This is a genomic window from Methylomonas sp. TEB (assembly GCF_047777895.1).
Taxonomy (GTDB): domain Bacteria; phylum Pseudomonadota; class Gammaproteobacteria; order Methylococcales; family Methylomonadaceae; genus Methylomonas.
In genome coordinates this window covers 1,092,121-1,109,811 of the sequence record NZ_CP180476.1, presented here as the reverse complement: position 1 = coordinate 1,109,811, position 17,691 = coordinate 1,092,121, and the positions used below count along the sequence as shown (strand labels likewise).

General features: G+C 52.5%; 14 protein-coding genes. 5 read left to right on the top strand and 9 right to left on the bottom strand.

Going from position 1 to position 17,691, the window contains the following annotated elements; genetic code table 11:
• Positions 1-81: 81 nt before the first annotated feature.
• Together ACMXD4_RS05055 and can are read right to left on the bottom strand one after the other, a co-directional pair.
• Positions 82-393, bottom strand: coding sequence for a hypothetical protein (locus tag ACMXD4_RS05055; protein ID WP_415880034.1), 312 nt, complete (start codon positions 391-393; stop codon positions 82-84).
• A gap of 168 nt (positions 394-561) precedes the next feature.
• Entirely contained in the window at positions 562-1,188 is a 627-nt protein-coding gene (gene can / locus ACMXD4_RS05050; protein ID WP_415880033.1) for a carbonate dehydratase, read from the bottom strand.
• Between the two features lie 173 nt (positions 1,189-1,361).
• Here can and ACMXD4_RS05045 point away from each other — a divergent pair, with 173 nt between their 5' ends.
• Positions 1,362-2,633, top strand: coding sequence for an IS256 family transposase (locus ACMXD4_RS05045; RefSeq protein WP_415878904.1), 1,272 nt, complete (start codon positions 1,362-1,364; stop codon positions 2,631-2,633).
• Positions 2,634-2,707: 74 nt separating this feature from the next.
• Here the strand turns inward: ACMXD4_RS05045 and ACMXD4_RS05040 are convergent, their stop codons facing one another.
• The 3 genes from ACMXD4_RS05040 to ACMXD4_RS05030 all read right to left on the bottom strand — a co-directional run bounded on the left by ACMXD4_RS05040 (position 2,708) and on the right by ACMXD4_RS05030 (position 6,221).
• On the bottom strand, positions 2,708-4,105 hold the full coding sequence (locus ACMXD4_RS05040; RefSeq protein WP_415880032.1) for a sensor histidine kinase N-terminal domain-containing protein: 1,398 nt from the start codon (positions 4,103-4,105) through the stop codon (positions 2,708-2,710).
• Positions 4,098-4,772 (bottom strand): response regulator transcription factor, encoded by a 675-nt coding sequence (locus ACMXD4_RS05035; protein WP_101052184.1) that lies wholly within the window; start codon positions 4,770-4,772, stop codon positions 4,098-4,100. Before ACMXD4_RS05035 ends, ACMXD4_RS05040 begins: the two co-directional genes overlap by 8 nt.
• A 351-nt stretch (positions 4,773-5,123) precedes the next feature.
• Positions 5,124-6,221, bottom strand: a complete 1,098-nt coding sequence (locus ACMXD4_RS05030) for an IS5 family transposase (protein WP_415878136.1) — start codon at positions 6,219-6,221, stop codon at positions 5,124-5,126.
• A gap of 363 nt (positions 6,222-6,584) precedes the next feature.
• Between ACMXD4_RS05030 and ACMXD4_RS05025 the strand changes: the two genes are divergently transcribed.
• The 4 genes from ACMXD4_RS05025 to ACMXD4_RS05010 all read left to right on the top strand — a co-directional run bounded on the left by ACMXD4_RS05025 (position 6,585) and on the right by ACMXD4_RS05010 (position 13,006).
• Positions 6,585-7,670, top strand: a complete 1,086-nt coding sequence (locus ACMXD4_RS05025) for an efflux RND transporter periplasmic adaptor subunit (protein ID WP_033157083.1) — start codon at positions 6,585-6,587, stop codon at positions 7,668-7,670.
• Positions 7,671-7,691: 21 nt separating this feature from the next.
• Positions 7,692-10,865, top strand: a complete 3,174-nt coding sequence (locus ACMXD4_RS05020; RefSeq protein WP_415880031.1) for an efflux RND transporter permease subunit — start codon at positions 7,692-7,694, stop codon at positions 10,863-10,865.
• Positions 10,855-12,285 (top strand): TolC family protein, encoded by a 1,431-nt coding sequence (locus ACMXD4_RS05015; protein WP_033157085.1) that lies wholly within the window; start codon positions 10,855-10,857, stop codon positions 12,283-12,285. The genes ACMXD4_RS05020 and ACMXD4_RS05015 overlap by 11 nt, the downstream gene beginning before the upstream one ends.
• A gap of 232 nt (positions 12,286-12,517) precedes the next feature.
• Positions 12,518-13,006 (top strand): peroxiredoxin, encoded by a 489-nt coding sequence (locus tag ACMXD4_RS05010; protein ID WP_033157086.1) that lies wholly within the window; start codon positions 12,518-12,520, stop codon positions 13,004-13,006.
• A 289-nt stretch (positions 13,007-13,295) separates the two neighbouring features.
• On the opposite strand, the gene ACMXD4_RS05005 is transcribed toward ACMXD4_RS05010, so the two are convergent.
• From ACMXD4_RS05005 to ACMXD4_RS04990, 4 genes are all read right to left on the bottom strand, one after another.
• Positions 13,296-13,805 carry a GNAT family N-acetyltransferase gene (locus ACMXD4_RS05005; protein ID WP_415880030.1) on the bottom strand — a complete coding sequence of 170 codons (510 nt, stop codon included), beginning with the start codon at positions 13,803-13,805 and terminating at the stop codon, positions 13,296-13,298.
• A 169-nt stretch (positions 13,806-13,974) separates the two neighbouring features.
• On the bottom strand, positions 13,975-14,661 hold the full coding sequence (locus ACMXD4_RS05000; protein ID WP_415880029.1) for a DUF5677 domain-containing protein: 687 nt from the start codon (positions 14,659-14,661) through the stop codon (positions 13,975-13,977).
• Between the two features lie 318 nt (positions 14,662-14,979).
• The gene (locus ACMXD4_RS04995) at positions 14,980-16,797 is read right to left on the bottom strand and encodes an ABC transporter ATP-binding protein (RefSeq protein ID WP_415880028.1); all 1,818 of its coding nucleotides are present in this window, start codon (positions 16,795-16,797) and stop codon (positions 14,980-14,982) included.
• A gap of 91 nt (positions 16,798-16,888) precedes the next feature.
• Positions 16,889-17,647, bottom strand: a complete 759-nt coding sequence (locus tag ACMXD4_RS04990; RefSeq protein ID WP_033157088.1) for a YdcF family protein — start codon at positions 17,645-17,647, stop codon at positions 16,889-16,891.
• Positions 17,648-17,691: the final 44 nt, after the last annotated feature.

Here is a 17,691-nt window from a genome sequence, read left to right as displayed (position 1 = left end):
GTTTTCTAATGCAATGTGCTGTTTTTACAATCACTCTTCACCAACTCCCTGATTCGGCAAAGGTACGAGGGAGTAAAAAAGTTAGAAACTCCATTCGCCCTTTTGCCGATGCAATTGATCCATCTTCATCGACGCTCGCTCAAAGGATTGCAGCATATCGTCGGAATGCGGAGTAAGCGTTGCGGCAAGTGCGTTAACTTGCGGCGTCGAAGATGTGCTGTCAGCGGCCGTTGTGGATGACGCCACAGTGGATAAGACAGTCTTCACACCAACAGCATGAGGATACTCGGCGTTTTCCCTAGTTACACAAGCGGACATCAGCAAGCTAACGCTGATTAAATACGCGGCACTTATCCGTGCAGCGCTTTTTCCCGAAGCTAATGGAATAAACATGAATTGCGGCTCCTGTTGTTATCTGGCCTGACCCAGTTTTTATTTTTGAAAATGCCCCTTCACACGTCCTTAAGATGGCGAATCGCTATCTTAATAGCAACACTAATACCTTTTTAATATCGGTTAGCCATTGCAAACGCCGGTTTTTTGTTTAAAAAGCAGCCGTAATCAAGCTGCGTAACGGTAAATGGGGTTGATCGGGGTGTTATGGTCAAGCTTGATCAGCTCTTCAATCAAGCCATCCTCAAGCCCATACACCCAGCCGCGCACGGTTGGTTTATGGCCCTGTTTCCAGGCCGATTGGATGATGGAGGTATGCGCCAGGCGATACACCTGTTCGATAATGTTCAACTCAACCATCCGATCAAGCTGCTTCTCCGGATTGATATGATCCAACTCGTCCATGTGCAGACGATAGACATCCTTGATGTGCATCAGCCACTTATTGGTGATCGCCAAATCGACATTTTGCGCTTGCAATGCCGCTTTGACGCCGCCGCAACCGTAATGGCCGCAGACAATCACATGTTTGACTTTCAGCACTTCAATCGCGTACTGCAACACGCTGAGGCAATTAAAGTCGGTGGTAACGACTTGGTTGGCGATGTTGCGGTGCACAAAAATTTCTCCCGGCTGGGCGTTGACCACGGTCTCCGCCGGCACCCGGCTGTCGGCGCAACCTATCCATAAAAACTCGGGACGTTGCTCCTTAGCCAAATTGACGAAATAGTCCGGATTTCTGTTTACCAGTTGCTGAGACCAGGCTTTGTTTTCTAAAAGCAGTTTGTTAGGCATGGCACGCACATTCCTTATTGAGTTGATGGTGAGGCTAAATTAACGGCTTAACCTTTCATCAACCTTTCAAAGAGTTATAACTAAATCTGGTGTACGGCCCGACTTGATGAAAGGTGGCGCCCTCTGCTGAAATGAGATTGACGAGATCGAATAACAGCAAAATGAGAGACGCCATGAACAAAGATAATGCAAAAGACTGGAATAATGCCAGTGGGATTAACGATCCTTTGACGGATTTGTTGAAGACGGGTGCTAGAGCCTTGATCCAACAAGCCGTTGAGGCGGAGCTACAGGCTTTTCTGGGCGAATACGCCAAGGTTACCGATTTACGGGGCCGGCAAACCGTGGTGCGTAATGGCTATTTGCCTGAGCGGGAGATCGTGACGGGCGTGGGTAACGTGACGGTCAAAATCCCCAAGGTTCGAGACCGTTCCGGCGGCAGGATCAAGTTCAACTCGTCGCTGGTGCCGCCGTATGTTCGCAAGACAAAACGGGTGGAAGCGGCCTTACCCTGGCTGTATTTGCGCGGCATTTCCACCGGCGACATGCAGTCGGCCTTATCGGTGTTGCTGGGTGACGATGCCAAAGGCTTGTCACCTGCCGTGGTTAGCCGCCTGAAAGCCCAATGGGCCGAGGATTATCTGGCCTGGAATCGGCGAGATTTATCGAAGGAGCGCACTGTGTATGTCTGGGCCGACGGCATCTATTCGACCCTGCGTGGCGAGGATGATCGGCTGTGCCTATTGGTCATCATCGGAGTCAACGAACAGGGTGAAAAGCGCTTGCTGGCCTTATCGGACGGTTATCGGGAATCGAAAGCCTCGTGGCTGAGTGTTTTGCAGGATTTACAAACGCGAGGTCTACAGGACGTGCCGAAACTGGCTACCGGCGACGGCGCTTTGGGTTTCTGGGCAGCCATCAACGAAGCTTGGCCCACCACACAACACCAGCGCTGCTGGGTGCATAAGACGGCGAATGTGCTGGCGACGCTACCCGATTCAATCCAAGGCAAGGCCAAGGCGGGGCTGAAAGAAATCTGGATGGCGGAAACCAAAGCCCTGGCCAATCAAGCCTTCGACACGTTCTTGCGTGACTTTGAAGCCAAGTACCCCAAGGCGGTGGGCGTGTTGGAAAAAGACCGTGAATCGCTATTGGCCTTTTACGACTTTCCCGCCGAGCACTGGATACACATTCGGACGACAAATCCGATCGAATCCAGCTTTGCGACGATTCGCCATCGGACCACCCGCACCAAGAACTGCGTGTCCCGCAATACCTTGTTGGGGTTAGTGTTCCAATTGACGTTAACCGCCGAGAAGAGTTGGCGCAAAATACGCGGATTTAAACGATTGCCGGATGTGATTAAGGGCATCCGTTTTCAGGACGGCATGGCTGTCATCATGGAACCGGAGAAAACAGAAGAAACACAGCAGATGGCCGCCTGATTCAATTCAGCCATACACCAGATTTGACTATTTCTCACCTTTCAAAGAACGGCTGGCTATCCCAAAAGCATCTGCTAACTATTTAATACACTTTCGTCAGCATTAAAAACAATCTCGAAGCGAGTCCCCTGCCTACCCTGGCCGCCACTGACTACCGTGACCCGTGCCGCATGCAAATCGGCAATTTCTTTGACGATGGCCAGACCCAAACCGCAACCCTCCCCTTGGCTGCCCTGGATTCGATAAAAGCGTTCGAAAATCTTCTCCTGCTCGAACATCGAAATGCCGGGACCGTCGTCCTCGACAATCAGCACCACATGCGGCAAGGCCCGAACGCCAACATTGATATGCCCGCCGCTGTTGCCGTAGCAAATCGCATTGTCCAACAGATTGCTGAGCAATTCGCGTAACAAGACCGCGTCGCCGGCGACCATCACGGAGGCATCCGGCGCGTCGAATCCCAGTTCAATATTGCGATCCAAAGCCCTGGTCACCCAATCCATGCACGATTCCCGTGCCAGCTTGACCAAATCGACCGGTTTGAATTCCGGAGCACTGTGCGACACCGATTCCGACCGGGCGAGAACCAGCAATTGAGTACTGAGATGAGCAACGCGGTCGGCGGCATTTTTGATATGTCCAAGCGCCGCTTTCATCGCTTCCGGGTTGTCGGCACCGAGAGCACGCTCGGCCTGTAATTTTAGACCTGCCAGCGGTGTACGCAGTTGATGCGCGGCATTTTCGATGAAACGCTGTTGGGTGATCAAGGTCGAACCCAGCCGTTGCAATAAATCGTTGATGGTATGCGTCAGCGAGCGTACTTCCAAGGGCACGTCGGCATCCAGGATCGGATTAAAGTCGCGAGCCGAACGCTCGGCCAGGTGCGCCGCCAGATCGTTCAGCGGCCTGAGCCCGCGATTAACGCCGGTCCAGACATGAAAACCGACGATGAACAGCAGCAAAAATTGTGGCGGCACCACGGCCAGTAAAATCTCGGTCATCATGCTGCGGCGCTTGTTCAGAGTTTCCGCCACCGACACCAACACGTGCTCCGAGCTTGGCGTCGGCGTGGTCAGCACCGAAACAATCCGCACTTCGTGGCCGGCTATCTCGCCGTTCGAAAAAAACGGTTCATTACTGGTTAACGTGTTAATCGCTGGACTGGGCAAGTCGGCGTCGCCGGCCATGAAGCCCTCTGCTTGCGACTCCACTTTAAAAAAGGTTTTATCGACGTCGTCCCAACGAAATACTTCGACAGCGATGGGCGGCAATTCGAAAGTGACGTGGTTTTGTTGGGCATGCACCTCTTGCGTCAACGACTTCACCGAATCCAGCAACCAGCGGTCGTAGGCCAGATCGGTATAGTGCATCGCCACGAAATAAGAAGCAGCGGCATCCAGCAATACCACGAAAAGCAGGGGCAAAGTCAGCTTGGAAAGCAGCTGGGCCCTAAGACTTTGCGGTTTATTCATCCTGACTTTTCTCCAGCAGATAACCCAGCCCGCGTAGGGTTCTGATATTGATCCCCAAGGGTTCCAGACGCTTGCGCAGCCTATGCACATACACTTCGATGGCATTGTCGGCCAGTTCCTCGGCATGGGCCGCCAGCCGTTGCGCAATATTGTCCTTGCTGACCACCCGGCCGCTGCTCAACAGCAAGGCCTCCAATACGCCATATTCCCGCGGCGGCAGCGCCATCGGCATGTCGTTGGCGCTGATCTGCTGATTGCGGGTATCCAAAGTCAATGCCCCGAAACGAATGTCATGATTAAAGCCGCCGTGACTGCGGCGCAACAACGCCCTGACCCTGGCTTCCAACTCCCGCAGTTCGAAGGGTTTGGTCATGTAATCGTCGGCGCCCAGTTCCAGACCGCTAACCCTATCGTTCAGCGCATCGCGGGCGGTCAATATCAACACCGGGATCACCGATTTGCGCGCCCGTAACTGCCGCAATACCTCCCGTCCGTCGATGTCAGGCAGGCCCAAATCCAGAATCACCAGATCGTAGGGTTGCGTCATCAGCGCGCTACCGGCGTAATTCCCGGTCTTGGCCAGCGTAGTGTCGAAGCCCCAATCGCTCAGGGTTCGCGACAAGCCGTCCCCCAATGCGGCGTCATCTTCGACTAATAAAATTCGCATGCTTTGTTTCCTATCTTGAAAGGTTAATGACTGCGGGTATCAACAGGGTGAGCCGCGCGCCAGGCGTCGCTCCATGGTATCCAAGAACACAGTCATGTTTGAAAACCTTATCACGAAACCCCCAACCTGCCGGACTGCAAACCTTTGGCCGGTGGATTTCAACCAGACAACCAATCTAGGAGCTTAACAGGCTGGTGAAAAACCCGCCGATATTTCCCCTTACCCACGATGTTCGTGATTTTTTCGAGTTGAAATCGGTCATGACATCGAGTTTCAAGCGTTTTGCCCCGGTTTCAAGGGCTTTTTATTCGCCTGAAGCCGTCTGTGGACGGTTTTCAGGCGAACTTCACCCTAGGCGGGTGCACTCCACGCCGGTTTCGGCGTGAACACCAATAGGTTGAGCATGCGCGTCAGGTTGTAGGCGGCAAAGCAAAACAAGGCCTGACCCGCGACTTTGGCTAAGCCGATGTGACGGGTTTTGCGCAGGCCGCCGACCGTTTTGACCCAGCCAAAGGCTTCTTCGACGATTTTGCGGCGCTTGAGACTTTGGGCGTAACCTTTGCCGCGCGCGGTGCGGCCGTCGACGGCACTGCCAATCTTTTTGCGGGCCACATGGGCTTTGATATCACGGGACTCGAGTCCGTTGACGAACGCCGGTTGGTCATAGCCTTTGTCGGCACCGACGCTGCCACCTTGGGGCACGCGGCGTTTGATCATTTTTTGCGCGGCTTCGATTTCGGCGGTGCCGGTGGCTTGTGTGGTTTCGACATCGACAATCAGGCCGTTGCGATTCTCGGACAAGGCATGGGTGATGTAACGCAGTTTGGCCTCGGTGTATTCGCCTTTCTTGTAAAGCCGGGCTTCGGGATCGGTTGTACTTTGATGGGTGGCGTTGCTGCGCTTTTCGCCACTGAAGTCGATCTCGGGATTGCGGCCGGCGGGTTTATCGGGACCACTACCATCTTTTTTGACGAAGCTTTTGTGCGAGGCCCAGGCTTCAATGAGGCTACCGTCGACGCTGAAGTGTTCGTCGGACACCAGATTTTGCCATTCGGCTATGGCCAGTACCCGCTCAAAAAATTCGCGACTCAGGGCTTCAGACAACAGACGTTCGCGGTTGGCACTGAACACTGTGCGTTCCCACACGGCGTCGTCGATGCCCAGACCGACAAACCAGCGAAACAACAGGTTGTAGTCCAGTTGTTCCATCAACTGACGCTCGCTACGGACCGTATACAGGACTTGTAACAGCAAGGCGCGCAGCAGTTTTTCAGGGGCAATCGAGGGACGGCCTGTGTGCGAGTAACGCTCGGCAAAGACGGCATCCATAGAGGCCAATACGCCATCAACCAGTAGCCGTAAACGACGCAACGGATGCTGTTTGGGAATACGGTCTTCCAGGCTAACATAGCTGAACCAGCTGTTTTGAATGGCATCGTGTCCGCGCATTGAAAGGCTCCAAATTTAGGTAGCCTATTTTAACAGTTGGCCCCTCATCTATGCCTTAGCTTACTTGGCTTTTCGAGTTTTTCACCAGCCTGTTAAAGCTTATCAAAAATCAAACACCCTTAAATCGGAGTATTTGCGCCTCTAACTCACGCTATATCTAAGACCAAAGGTAAATCCCCTATACGTTGCTGGTATTTATTCACTGATCAATAGCACAAAAAAATACTGGCATCGAATTTGCTCAAATCTAGTCGATTTCAAATGAATATTTTACGTTTATTTCAGTCGCAGGCTTAATTCGCTCTATTAAATTAAAGATTAATAATAGATATTTTATACGTATTGTAAATTAGGCAGTTTAAAATGAAATATAAAACAACTTTATTTATGGGATTATTGGCCGCTTTAATAAGCGGATGCAATCACTCCGATACTGAGCATCCAGAAGAAATACCCAAACTGGAAGCGACCATGCCGCTACGCGAAGATACTGCGGTAACTAAGGAGTATGTTGCCCAGATTCACGCATTTCGACATATTGAAATTCGCGCATTGGAACGGGGCTATGTGCAGAATATATTTGTCGATGAAGGGCAGTTGGTTCATCAAGGCCAACCGATGTTCAAAATTATGCCAAATATTTACCAGGCCGAATTATTAAAAGCCCAGGCCGAAGCCAATGCGATAAATATCGAATACCTAAACACCAAGGGTTTGGCAGATCAAAAAATCGTCTCACCCAATGAGCTAGCCTTGGCGAAAGCCAAGCTGGACAAGGCTAACGCGGAAGTGAAGCTGGCGGAAACCCATTTGGGTTTTACCAATATTAATGCGCCATTCGAAGGCATCATGGATCATCTGGATGTGCGGACCGGCAGCTTACTGGAAGACGGCGCCTTATTAACCACATTATCGGATATCAGTAAATTGTGGGTTTATTTTAATGTGCCGGAAGCGGAATATCTTGATTATAAATTACACAAGGATGAAGACGCCCGAACCAAGGTGCAATTAAAGCTCGCCAACGGCCAAGTTTACAATCAGAACGGTATTATAGAAACCATAGAAGCTGATTTTGACAATACCGCCGGCAATATCGAATTTCGCGCCACTTTTGCCAATCCGGATAAACTTCTAAGACACGGCGAAACCGGCACCATATTAATGACAAAGCCTTATAAAAATGCGTTGTTAATTCCGCAAAAAGCCACCTTCGATATTCTCGACAAAACCTACGTTTATGTCGTTAATCCAGAGGGAAAATTGGAGCAACGGCTAGTCAAAATCGAAGCCGAATTGCCGCATTTATTTATTATAAAAGAGGGCTTGAAAGACGACGACAAGGTGCTATTAGAGGGGTTGCGCAAGGTCCACGCCGGCGAAAAAGTGGAGATTAATTTAATTCCGCCGGAAAAAATTCGTTCCGAATTGGAATTGTATACCGAGTAATTCGCCAGTCGGGGATAAGCCATGTTTAATATCTTTATCAAACGCCCGGTGATGGCCATTGTATTGTCGCTGTTGTTTCTGTTCATGGGCACGCTGTCGATTAAATCCTTACCCATCTCGCAGTTCCCGGATATTGCGCCGCCGCGGGTCATTGTCTCGTTAGCGTTTCCCGGTGCCAGCGCCGACGTGTTAGTGCAATCGTCGCTGATCACCATCGAACGGGCAATCAACGGTGTACCGGGTATGAAGTACATTGTCTCGGACGCGACTAGCGCCGGCGAAGCGACGATTCAAGTCATTTTTGGCTTGGGCGTCGATCCCAACCTGGCAATGGTCAACGTCAAGACCCGCCTGGATCAGGTGATGAGCCGGTTGCCGAAGCTGGTGCAACTGGAAGGCGTCGTCGTTGAACGGGTGCAACCCAGCATGCTGATGTACGTCAATTTGTACAGCAAGGACAAGAACGCCGACGAGAAATTTCTGTTCAATTACGCCAACGTCAACGTCATCCCGGAAATTCAGCGGGTGTTCGGCATCGCTCAGGCCAAGATTTTGGGTAGCCGTCAATACGCGATGCGGGTTTGGCTGAATCCGGACCGGATGCGCGCTTACAAGGTGTCAATCGACGAGGTGATGGACGCGATAGGCAAGCAGAGCATCATCGGCCGGCCGGGCCGAATTGGGCAAAGCACCGGTATCGCCGCCCAATCCAAAGAATATGTGCTGGTGTACCAAGGCCGCTATAACAAACCCGAGCAGTACGAAAACATCATCATCCGCGCCAATTCGGAAGGCGAAATTCTGCATTTAAAAGACATCGCCAAGGTCGATCTGAGCAGCGAATTTTACGATATTTATTCCAACAAAGATTCGTTCCCGTCGGCGGCGATTGTGCTCAAGCAAAACTACGGCAGCAACGCCAGCCAGGTAATCGAGGACGTCAAAGCCAAAATGGAGGAATTGAAAGCCTCGTTTCCGGAAGGCATGGATTACGAAATCGATTACGACGTGTCCCGCTTCCTCGATGCCTCGATAGAGAAAGTCCTGCATACCTTGGGCGAGGCATTCGTGCTGGTGGCCTTGGTGGTGTTCATCTTCTTGGGCGACTGGCGTTCGACTTTGATTCCGATTTTGGCGGTGCCGGTATCGTTGATCGGCTCGTTCGCGGTGATGTCGGCTTTTGGCTTGTCGATTAACCTGATCACGCTGTTTGCGTTGGTCCTGGCGATAGGTATCGTCGTCGATGACGCCATCGTGGTCGTGGAGGCGGTACACGCCAAGATGGAAGCGGAACACGTCACACCTTACGTCGCCTCGCAAAAAGTTTTGGGCGAAATTGGCGGCGCGATTATCGCGATCACCTTGGTCATGACGTCGGTGTTTGTGCCGATTGCCTTCATGTCGGGCCCGGTCGGGGTGTTTTATCGGCAGTTCTCGATTGCGATGGCATCGTCCATCGTGATTTCCGCGATTGTCGCCTTATCGTTGGCGCCTGTTTTGTGCGCGATGATTTTGAAAAACACCCACGGCCAGCCGAAGCGCAGAACCCCGATTGGCCTGTTCATCGACGGTTTTAACTATCTGTTCGAAAAAGTCACCGGCCGCTACGTTAAAGTGCTGAACGTCGTGGTGGCTCGGCGCATTGTCACTTTGCTGGCTTTGGGTGGATTCTCGTTCGGCATTTTTCTCGTCAATCAAACCTTGCCGGCCGGTTTCATTCCCGGTGAGGACCAAGGCATGATTTACGCCATTATCCAGACCCCACCCGGTTCAACGCTAGAAGTGACCAACCAGGTTGCGCGCCAGCTGCAAAGTGTGGCAACGACGATAGACGGTGTGCAATCGGTATCGTCGCTGGCCGGCTACGAAGTATTGACCGAAGGCCGCGGTTCCAATGCCGGCACCTGCATCATCAATCTCAAGGATTGGTCGCAACGTAAAATGTCGGTGCACGACGTGATTCGAGAACTGGAGGAAAAAACCAAGGATTTTGGCGCCTTGATCGAATTTTTCGAACCGCCGCCGGTGCCGGGTTACGGCGCGGCGTCCGGTCTGGCCTTACGTCTGCTGGATAAGTCCGAAGATGTCGATTATCAAAAGTTCGACAAGATCAACCAGGACTTTATGGCCGCGCTGGGCAAGCGCAAAGAATTGACCGGACTGTTCACGTTTTACGCTGCCAATTACCCGCAATACGAACTGGTCATCGATAACCAACTGGCGATGCAGAAAGGCGTGTCCATCGATAAGGCGATGGAAAACCTGGACATCATGATCGGTAGTACTTATGAGCAGGGCTTTATCCGCTTCAACAACTTTTTCAAGGTGTATGCCCAGGCTTCGCCGGAGTTTCGCCGGTTTCCGTCGGACATTTTGAAGTTTTTCGTCAAAAACGATGCCGGTGAAATGGTCCCATATTCGTCGTTCATGACCATCAAGAAGCGCCAGGGCCCAAACGAAATTACCCGCTATAACCTGTACAACTCGGCAGCGATCCGTGCCGAGCCGGCGGCTGGTTACACCACCGGTGAGGCAATTGACGCGGTGCGGGACGTGGCGGCCAAAACCTTGCCGCGCGGTTATGACATTGCCTGGGAAGGCCTGTCGTTTGACGAAGCGGCGCGCGGCAACGAAGCGCTGATCATCTTCGGCGTAGTGTTGATGTTCGTTTATCTGGTATTGGCGGCGCAGTACGAAAGCTTCGTGTTGCCGCTAGCGGTGTTGTGTTCGTTGCCGGCCGGCATCTTTGGTTCGTTCTTTCTGTTGAAAGCGTTGGGGCTAGCCAATGACATTTATGCCCAAGTCGGCTTGGTGATGTTGATCGGCTTGCTGGGCAAGAACGCGGTATTGATCGTCGAATTCGCGGTGCAAAAACACGGCCAGGGCATGTCGGTCAAAGACGCGGCCATTGAGGGCGCGAGGGCGCGGTTCCGGCCGATTTTAATGACCTCGTTCGCCTTCATCGCCGGCTTGATCCCCTTGGTGGTGGCCACCGGCGCCGGCTCGGTCGGAAACCGCACCATAGGCAGCTCGGCACTGGGCGGCATGTTGTTCGGTACCGTGTTCGGCGTGGTGCTGATCCCTGGGCTTTATTACCTGTTCGCCAACCTAATCGAAGGTAAGTCATTGGTCAAAAACGAAGACGTCGAACCGTTAACCGAGCATTATCACTATGGAGACGACGATGAGTATTAAATGTTTAGCCGCAACGGTGGCAGCCGGCTTGCTGCTGCAAGCTTGCGGCATTCCGGACATGACCACCAAGATGGCGGATAAGCAGCTGCCCGACCAATTCAAGCCGGGAGTCATTGAGCAGGCCAGTTCTGCGACCGTGAAATGGCAAGAATTTTTCGACGATCCGCATCTGCTGAGCTTGATCGATACCGCCGTTGCCAATAACAAGGAAATCAACATCGCACTGCAACGCATCAGCATCGCCGAAAACGAAATCCAGGCCCGCAAAGGGGAATATTTGCCCTTCGTCAAACTTGGCGCGGCGGCAAGCGGCGAGAAAACCGCAAAGCACACCCGCAACGGCGCGGTCGAAGAAAATTTGGAGATTGCCAAAGGCCAGGCCTTCCCGGCTTTCCTCGGCGACTACCAATTCGGTTTGTTCTCGACTTGGGAAATCGACGTCTGGAAGAAGCTCAGGAACGCCACCCAGGTAGCGGTCTACGAATATATGGCTTCGGGTGAAGGCCGTAATTTCCTGTTGACTCATCTGGTCGCGGAAGTGGCGCATGCCTATTACGAACTGCTGGCCCTGGATAACCAGTTGGAAAATTTGCAGCAAAACATCGCGCTGCAGCAGAATGGCTTGCTGGTAGTCAGGCAATTGCAGATTTATGCGCGCACCAATACGTTGGCAGTGAAGCGTTACGAAGCCGAGGTGGCGAAAAACCAGGCCAGGCAATATGAAATCGAGCAGCAGATTACCGTTGTAGAAAACCGTATCAACACCTTGCTGGGGCGAACCCCGCAGCCTATCGAACGTTCGTCGGCCGGTTTCATGAGCATCAAGCCCAAGGCGTTGAGCGCCGGCTTGCCGTCGGAGCTGTTGCAAAACCGGCCGGACATCCGCAAAGCCGAACTGGAATTGAAGGCTGCCGACCTGAATATCGACGTTGCCAGGGCTAATTTCTACCCGTCGTTCGGCATCAAGGCCGGCGTCGGCTTTCAAGCCTTTGCCTTGAAATATCTGATCAACACGCCGGAATCATTGGCGGCCATGGTCGCCGGCGAACTGGTGGCACCGCTGGTCAACAAAAACGCGATTACCGCCGAATATAAAAACGCCAACGCCAAGCAGGTGCAGGCGGCCTATGAATACGAGCAAAGCATCATTAATGCCTATGCTGAAGTCGCCAATCAACTGTCCAACATCGATAAACTGGACAAAAACTACCAGCTCAAACGCCAGCAAGTCGATTCTTTGGTGAAATCAATCGACGTAGCCAACCAGTTGTTCATCTCGGCCCGCGCCGATTATCTGGAGGTATTGCTGACGCAACGCGATGCCTTGGAAGCGAAAAAGGAACTGATCGAAACCAAGCAAAAGCAGATTAGCGCCATGGTAGAACTCTACAAAGCGCTGGGCGGCGGTTGGCAGTCATAATGCATTTTGTTGAGATAGACTCAAGTTACCCCGGCACTGCAGTCCACCTAAATCTCACCATATTTGTGGTAGATGCCACCGGAAACCTGGTTCATAATCGCCGAGAGCAGCCTTTTACGGCAGAGCCTTTCGGTTTCAACGACGCCGGTCGTAAAAACCTGGCGCCGCTTTAAATCGATGCCAACAGCCCGCGTGCTGGAACTTATCCGGCCAAAAACAAGAGGAGAATCGCATGTCACAATTACAAAAAAACCAAGAAGCGCCCTTTTTTAGATCCGCCAATCAAGACAACAAACTCATTTACCTGTCCGATTACCAAGAGGACAAAAATGTGGTGTTGTACTTCTATCCCAAAGACGACACCCCCGGCTGCACCATTGAAGCCAACGACTTTACCGCGCTGGCCGGCGAATTCGACGCCCAGGACACCGTGATCATCGGCGTCAGCAAAGACGATTGCCAAAGCCACCGCGACTTCATCGCCAAATACGGCCTGAACGTACAACTGCTGGCCGATACCTCCGGCGACCTGTGCGAAGCTTACGGCGTCTGGCAGGAAGTGGAAAAAGACGGGGTGAAAAAATGGAAAATCGTTCGTTCGACTTTCATCATCGGCAAAGACGGCAAACTGATCGAAGCCATGTATGGTGTTAACCATGAAGGACATGCGCAGGCGGTGTTGGATATTATCAAAGGACTGAACGCGCCGGCTGAGGCATAAAAGATGACTAGGTCGGGTTGCGGCTTATGCCTATCCCGACCTACTAGATTGAATCCCACCAGCCAAGCCGACCAGAAATAGCGCTTAGCTCATACCGAATTTCCAACCCTGAGCAATCACGAACGATGCGCTTCAGGCTGTTCAACACTTCCACAGCCCTGAAAGAGGAAGTCGGCTTACCGACCGCCAAACTCTTGTCTGTAATTGGGAGGAAATAACCTTCGAAACTACTTGCTTTAGATAGCAGCCTGGACGGTTACTTTACTGTCACATCCATTTCGAAGTGATCTTAGAGTATCTTTGAGTAAAGAACTTCGTGCAATGGATGTCCCGTCAACGCCGACGATGTGCGCTCTTTATCGGTGAGTGTAAAACCACAACCCGCATACGCAGCTTCAGCAGGGGAATTGCCTTTGATGCACCACAGCTCGATGCAGGCAAAACCTAAATTGAATGATTCCGCCACTGAACGATCAACGAGTTTTCTCCCTAATCCTTGGCGCCAATGGGCAGGCGACACATTGAGCGCCCAAAGTTCAACAGTCAGTTCCTGTGTCGGATAACGAGGTGCGCCGATAATTGAAAAGCCAACCGTATTGCCTTCGTCCTCCGCAACAAACACCATGAACTCTCTGGTTGGATTAATTAACCGTTCTGTTAGTGCGTCCAGGTTTGCGGAAGGATCTAACGACGCCAAGAACTCCGACGGCATGAACGGCTGGTAAGCAGCGCGCCAAGCCGCCACGCGAATTTGACCAATGGCTTTTGCATCGGCCGGAATGGCAAGACGTATCGACATGGGCGAGATCACGAATAAGGTTGTTGTTTGTCAGTTTAGCTTTTCGTAACGATGAGACATTGTAGCCTCGATGCAGCGTCAGCGGAATCGAGGGCGTCGGCTTACCGACCACCAAACACATTTTGGCAATTGCAGGATATTGGCCTTCGAAACCTCGATTCCATCGAGGCTACTTGCTATTGAGCCCCAAAACATCACGTATGGATTCTTTGTCTGGCCCGCTCCGATGCAAAAGCCACCAAACGCAGGCCTGCCCAATTGCTCGGCTGATAGCACCAATGCTTTGGAGATGCATTTCGCATAGAGAGATTGGATCTGAGGCTTCCGTAGACACGTCATGATGGCCATGCGTCTCTAGTGACATGAACCGATAGAAGACCGTGTACAAATCCGAAACCTCAGCTTCCCTGGCTAACTCTTCTACGCTCCTCCGTTTGGGAATGTTTTTCATTTGCTCGGTTTCTAGAAACTCTGCGGTAGCGTCTTCTCTTGTATGCCTGTTCTTGATTTTTGCCGTTCCGGCCTTCAAGTTGATCTTGAGCGCTTTGGCGAGTTCTGCAGTTGCCGAGCTCTGATGTTCTTGAGCATTTTCAATCGAACGGATAGCCCACAGGACTGCGATCAGTTGCTCAAGTAGACAGCGCCCCATAATGCCTAAGCAAGCAGCATTATGGTTAGCACCCAATGCAGCAGCTCCGCGCACTAGTTCTGCTGTGCGGCTTAGTTGCTGGCGGGCAATTTCATCCCTCAGGTCCAATTGCCCCACAGCATCAATTTCAGATGCAGCAATGAGTTGAGCAACCTGCTCATTCAAGAAGCTAACCAATTCGTCCAGTGCTGTTGTGGCAGTTGTCATGATGTATGAACGTAATCACTAACGTAAGCTATGACATCAGTTGTCAAATAAACGGGCGCATTTAACGCATAACTCTTACTGTTTGCGCTCAAATGATTGATTTTTAGTGTGAGTGGAAATTTAACATTCCAAGTGGCGGTGAAAAATACGACACCCATAAACTTAGAGAAAACTATACCATCCCTGACACTTGGCTTCTAGGCGCTAAAGCCTTGTAGGTTGGGCACGCCTTTTGTGCCTACGCGGAACTAACCTTGCACCGATGAAACGGTGGGCAGAACAGCATAGCCCACCCTTTTGATTTCCAATTTCAATCAACTAAACCACCTCATCCGGCAAAAACCCACCCGCCTGCATGGTCCACAACCGGTAATAAAAGCCCTGCTTGTCCAGCAATTCCTGATGACTGCCGTCCTCGACGATACGGCCTTGATCGAACACCAACACCCGGTCCAGATGGGCGATGGTGGAGAGGCGGTGGGCGATGGCGATGACGGTTTTGCGGCCCATGACCCGCTCCAGGTTCTCCTGGATGGTTTTTTCGGTGACTGAATCGAGGCTGGAGGTGGCTTCGTCCAGGATCAGGATGGGGGCGTCTTTCAGCATCACCCGGGCGATGGCGATGCGCTGGCGTTGGCCGCCTGAGAGTTTGACGCCGCGCTCGCCGACCAGTGATTCATAGCCTTCCGGCATCGCGGCGATAAACTCCTCGGCGTGCGCCAATTTGGCGGCAAAGCTGATTTGCGCGTCGTCGGCATCCAGTTTGCCGTAGCCGATGTTTTCTTTCAGGCTGCGGTGAAACAGGCTGGGATCTTGCGGAATCAGGCTGATTTGCGCATGCAAGGAATCCTGGGTAGCCAACAAAATATCTTGGCCGTCGACGAGGATTTGCCCGGCTTGCGGCTCGAAGTTGCGCAGGATCAAATTCACAAACGTGGATTTACCGGAGCCGGAAAAGCCAACCAAACCCACCCGCTGCCCCGGCTCGATCACCACATTCAAATGATCGAATACTTGTCGGCCCGGCTCGTAACTAAAGCAGACGTTTTTAAATTCGATGCGGCCTTGGTTGATTTGCAGAGGTTTGGCGTCCGGCAGGTCGATGATTTCGTGGCTTTGAATGATGGTGTCGACGCCGTTGGCGACGTTGCCGACGTACTCAAAAAACTCCAGAAAGCGTCGACTCAAATTGCGGGCATCGCCGATCACCAAAATCGCCAGTCCGGTACTCATGGCAAAGGCACCGACGCTGATTTCCCCGGCTTGCCACAGCTGCAAGGCGTAGCCGATGGTGCCGATCTTTAAAATGGCGGCAGCGGTGAATTGAAACCAGCGCACCCGCTCCATATACCAAAAGGTGCGGCGGGCGCTTTTTAATTCGGTAGCCAGAAAGCCGTCCAGATATTCGCGTTCGTGTTGTAAGCGGGCGAACAATTTGGCGTTGAGAATATTCGTCACCGCATCGACGATCTTACCGTTGACCATACTGCGGGTGGCCGCAAAATCCTGGGCGTAGGGTTGGCAACGGGTGGCCAGCCAATAGGAGATCAAAACGTACAGCAGCACCCAGGCGGCCACGAATAAACCCAGGCCTTGATGCACGCCCAGCAATAGCGTGACTGACACCGTAAACGTCACCGCGATCGGCCAGAAATCGCAGATGATGGACCAGGTGGTGTGATTGACGCTCATCGCCGTTTCGCTGATGCGATGCGCCAGCGCGCCGGCGAAATGGTTGCCAAAGTAGCGCGGCGCGTGGTTTTGCAGATAAGCGAACAAGGACCTTGCCGTGCCCTGCCGCAAGCGCGGCCCCATGATGATCAGCACCGCGCCGCTGCTGCGGCTGAAAATAATCTCCGCCAGATTCAGGCCGGCCAGCAATAGTAAGGGTTGTTTGAAAGTCTCCAGCCAATCAACAACCGGCACGGGCTGACTAGCAACCGCGTCCATCAAGGCTTTAATCGCATACGGCACCAAGATGCTGCCGGCTGCTTGGCCGGTTTCCAGTATCAGCATCAACAGCAACAGCCAGCGGAACGGCTTCAAGCAAAACAGGATAAAACGCCAGGGGTTGGCGGGTAATGGCGGTGCGTCCGCGGCGCGGCGGAGACCTTCCTTGGTGGGCGATTTGGACATGATGGCGTCAAGTAAGAAAGCGGCCTGCCATTATAGCCAATTGCCCGGCGGCCGCGCCGTTGATGAACGGGCCAGGTGGAGCAGCGTTATATCAGTAACGCATTCGATACCACCACATGCCGACCATTTCGTGGGCCAGCAGGAAGCTGTTGGACCAAGCTGTTGGAGACGGCAACCAATCCAGCCAGCGGGATTTGCCTGCGTGACCGATAAAGGCCGTTGGCGCCGGCAAGACCTCAAAACCGGCTTTACGAAACTCCAAAGCAGCTCGCGGCATGTGGTAGGCCTGGGTGACCAGGACAATCTTATTAATACCTAACTCATTCAACAGCTCGCGACTGAAACGGGCATTTTCGGCAGTATTGCTGCTGCGCGGCTCCCGCCAGGCCACTGGAGTTTTAAACTCGCTCTCCAAGGTTTGCGCCATCAAATCCGCTTCGGGAATTTCATCCGGCTCCAGCATACCGCCCCCGGAAGCCAAAATCGGCAAACCCAGCTCCCCGGCCAACTTGGCAGCATAGCGCACACGCAGCAAGGTTCTGACATGTAAAGTAACCTGCCCAGGATATTCCGGCGCTGACGTTTCGATGCCGCCTCCTATCACCACCAAGACCTGCGGTTTAAATTGCTGCACGGCTTCGGTAGAAAGAGGCGGAACCCTTTCCCAGAGCATGGCCCAGTGCTTAACCACAATCGGCAAACTCAATAACCACAACAGTGCCAGACAGACTATCGCCATGTTCTTTCCCCATTTACGCTTGCGCAAAAGCAAGCCAACCAGCGCCAGCATCGCCAAAGAGGTTGGCGGCAACAACAGCAGCTTGATAACGTAGATAGCGATGATGGACATGGGACACGATCATCCTTGAGCAAGTATTAGTCAATATGGCTATA

What these genes read in the sequence shown, in the direction of transcription:
- can (WP_415880033.1), bottom strand. Translation starts at nt 1,188, where the DNA reads ATGCCTAACAAACTGCTTTTAGAAAACAAAGCCTGGTCTCAGCAACTG.
- ACMXD4_RS05055 (WP_415880034.1), bottom strand. Translation starts at nt 393, where the DNA reads ATGTTTATTCCATTAGCTTCGGGAAAAAGCGCTGCACGGATAAGTGCC.
- ACMXD4_RS05000 (WP_415880029.1), bottom strand. Translation starts at nt 14,661, where the DNA reads ATGACAACTGCCACAACAGCACTGGACGAATTGGTTAGCTTCTTGAAT.
- ACMXD4_RS04995 (WP_415880028.1), bottom strand. Translation starts at nt 16,797, where the DNA reads ATGTCCAAATCGCCCACCAAGGAAGGTCTCCGCCGCGCCGCGGACGCA.
- ACMXD4_RS05045 (WP_415878904.1), top strand. Translation starts at nt 1,362, where the DNA reads ATGAACAAAGATAATGCAAAAGACTGGAATAATGCCAGTGGGATTAAC.
- ACMXD4_RS05015 (WP_033157085.1), top strand. Translation starts at nt 10,855, where the DNA reads ATGAGTATTAAATGTTTAGCCGCAACGGTGGCAGCCGGCTTGCTGCTG.
- ACMXD4_RS05035 (WP_101052184.1), bottom strand. Translation starts at nt 4,772, where the DNA reads ATGCGAATTTTATTAGTCGAAGATGACGCCGCATTGGGGGACGGCTTG.
- ACMXD4_RS05020 (WP_415880031.1), top strand. Translation starts at nt 7,692, where the DNA reads ATGTTTAATATCTTTATCAAACGCCCGGTGATGGCCATTGTATTGTCG.
- ACMXD4_RS05040 (WP_415880032.1), bottom strand. Translation starts at nt 4,105, where the DNA reads ATGAATAAACCGCAAAGTCTTAGGGCCCAGCTGCTTTCCAAGCTGACT.
- ACMXD4_RS05005 (WP_415880030.1), bottom strand. Translation starts at nt 13,805, where the DNA reads ATGTCGATACGTCTTGCCATTCCGGCCGATGCAAAAGCCATTGGTCAA.
- ACMXD4_RS05010 (WP_033157086.1), top strand. Translation starts at nt 12,518, where the DNA reads ATGTCACAATTACAAAAAAACCAAGAAGCGCCCTTTTTTAGATCCGCC.
- ACMXD4_RS04990 (WP_033157088.1), bottom strand. Translation starts at nt 17,647, where the DNA reads ATGTCCATCATCGCTATCTACGTTATCAAGCTGCTGTTGTTGCCGCCA.
- ACMXD4_RS05025 (WP_033157083.1), top strand. Translation starts at nt 6,585, where the DNA reads ATGAAATATAAAACAACTTTATTTATGGGATTATTGGCCGCTTTAATA.
- ACMXD4_RS05030 (WP_415878136.1), bottom strand. Translation starts at nt 6,221, where the DNA reads ATGCGCGGACACGATGCCATTCAAAACAGCTGGTTCAGCTATGTTAGC.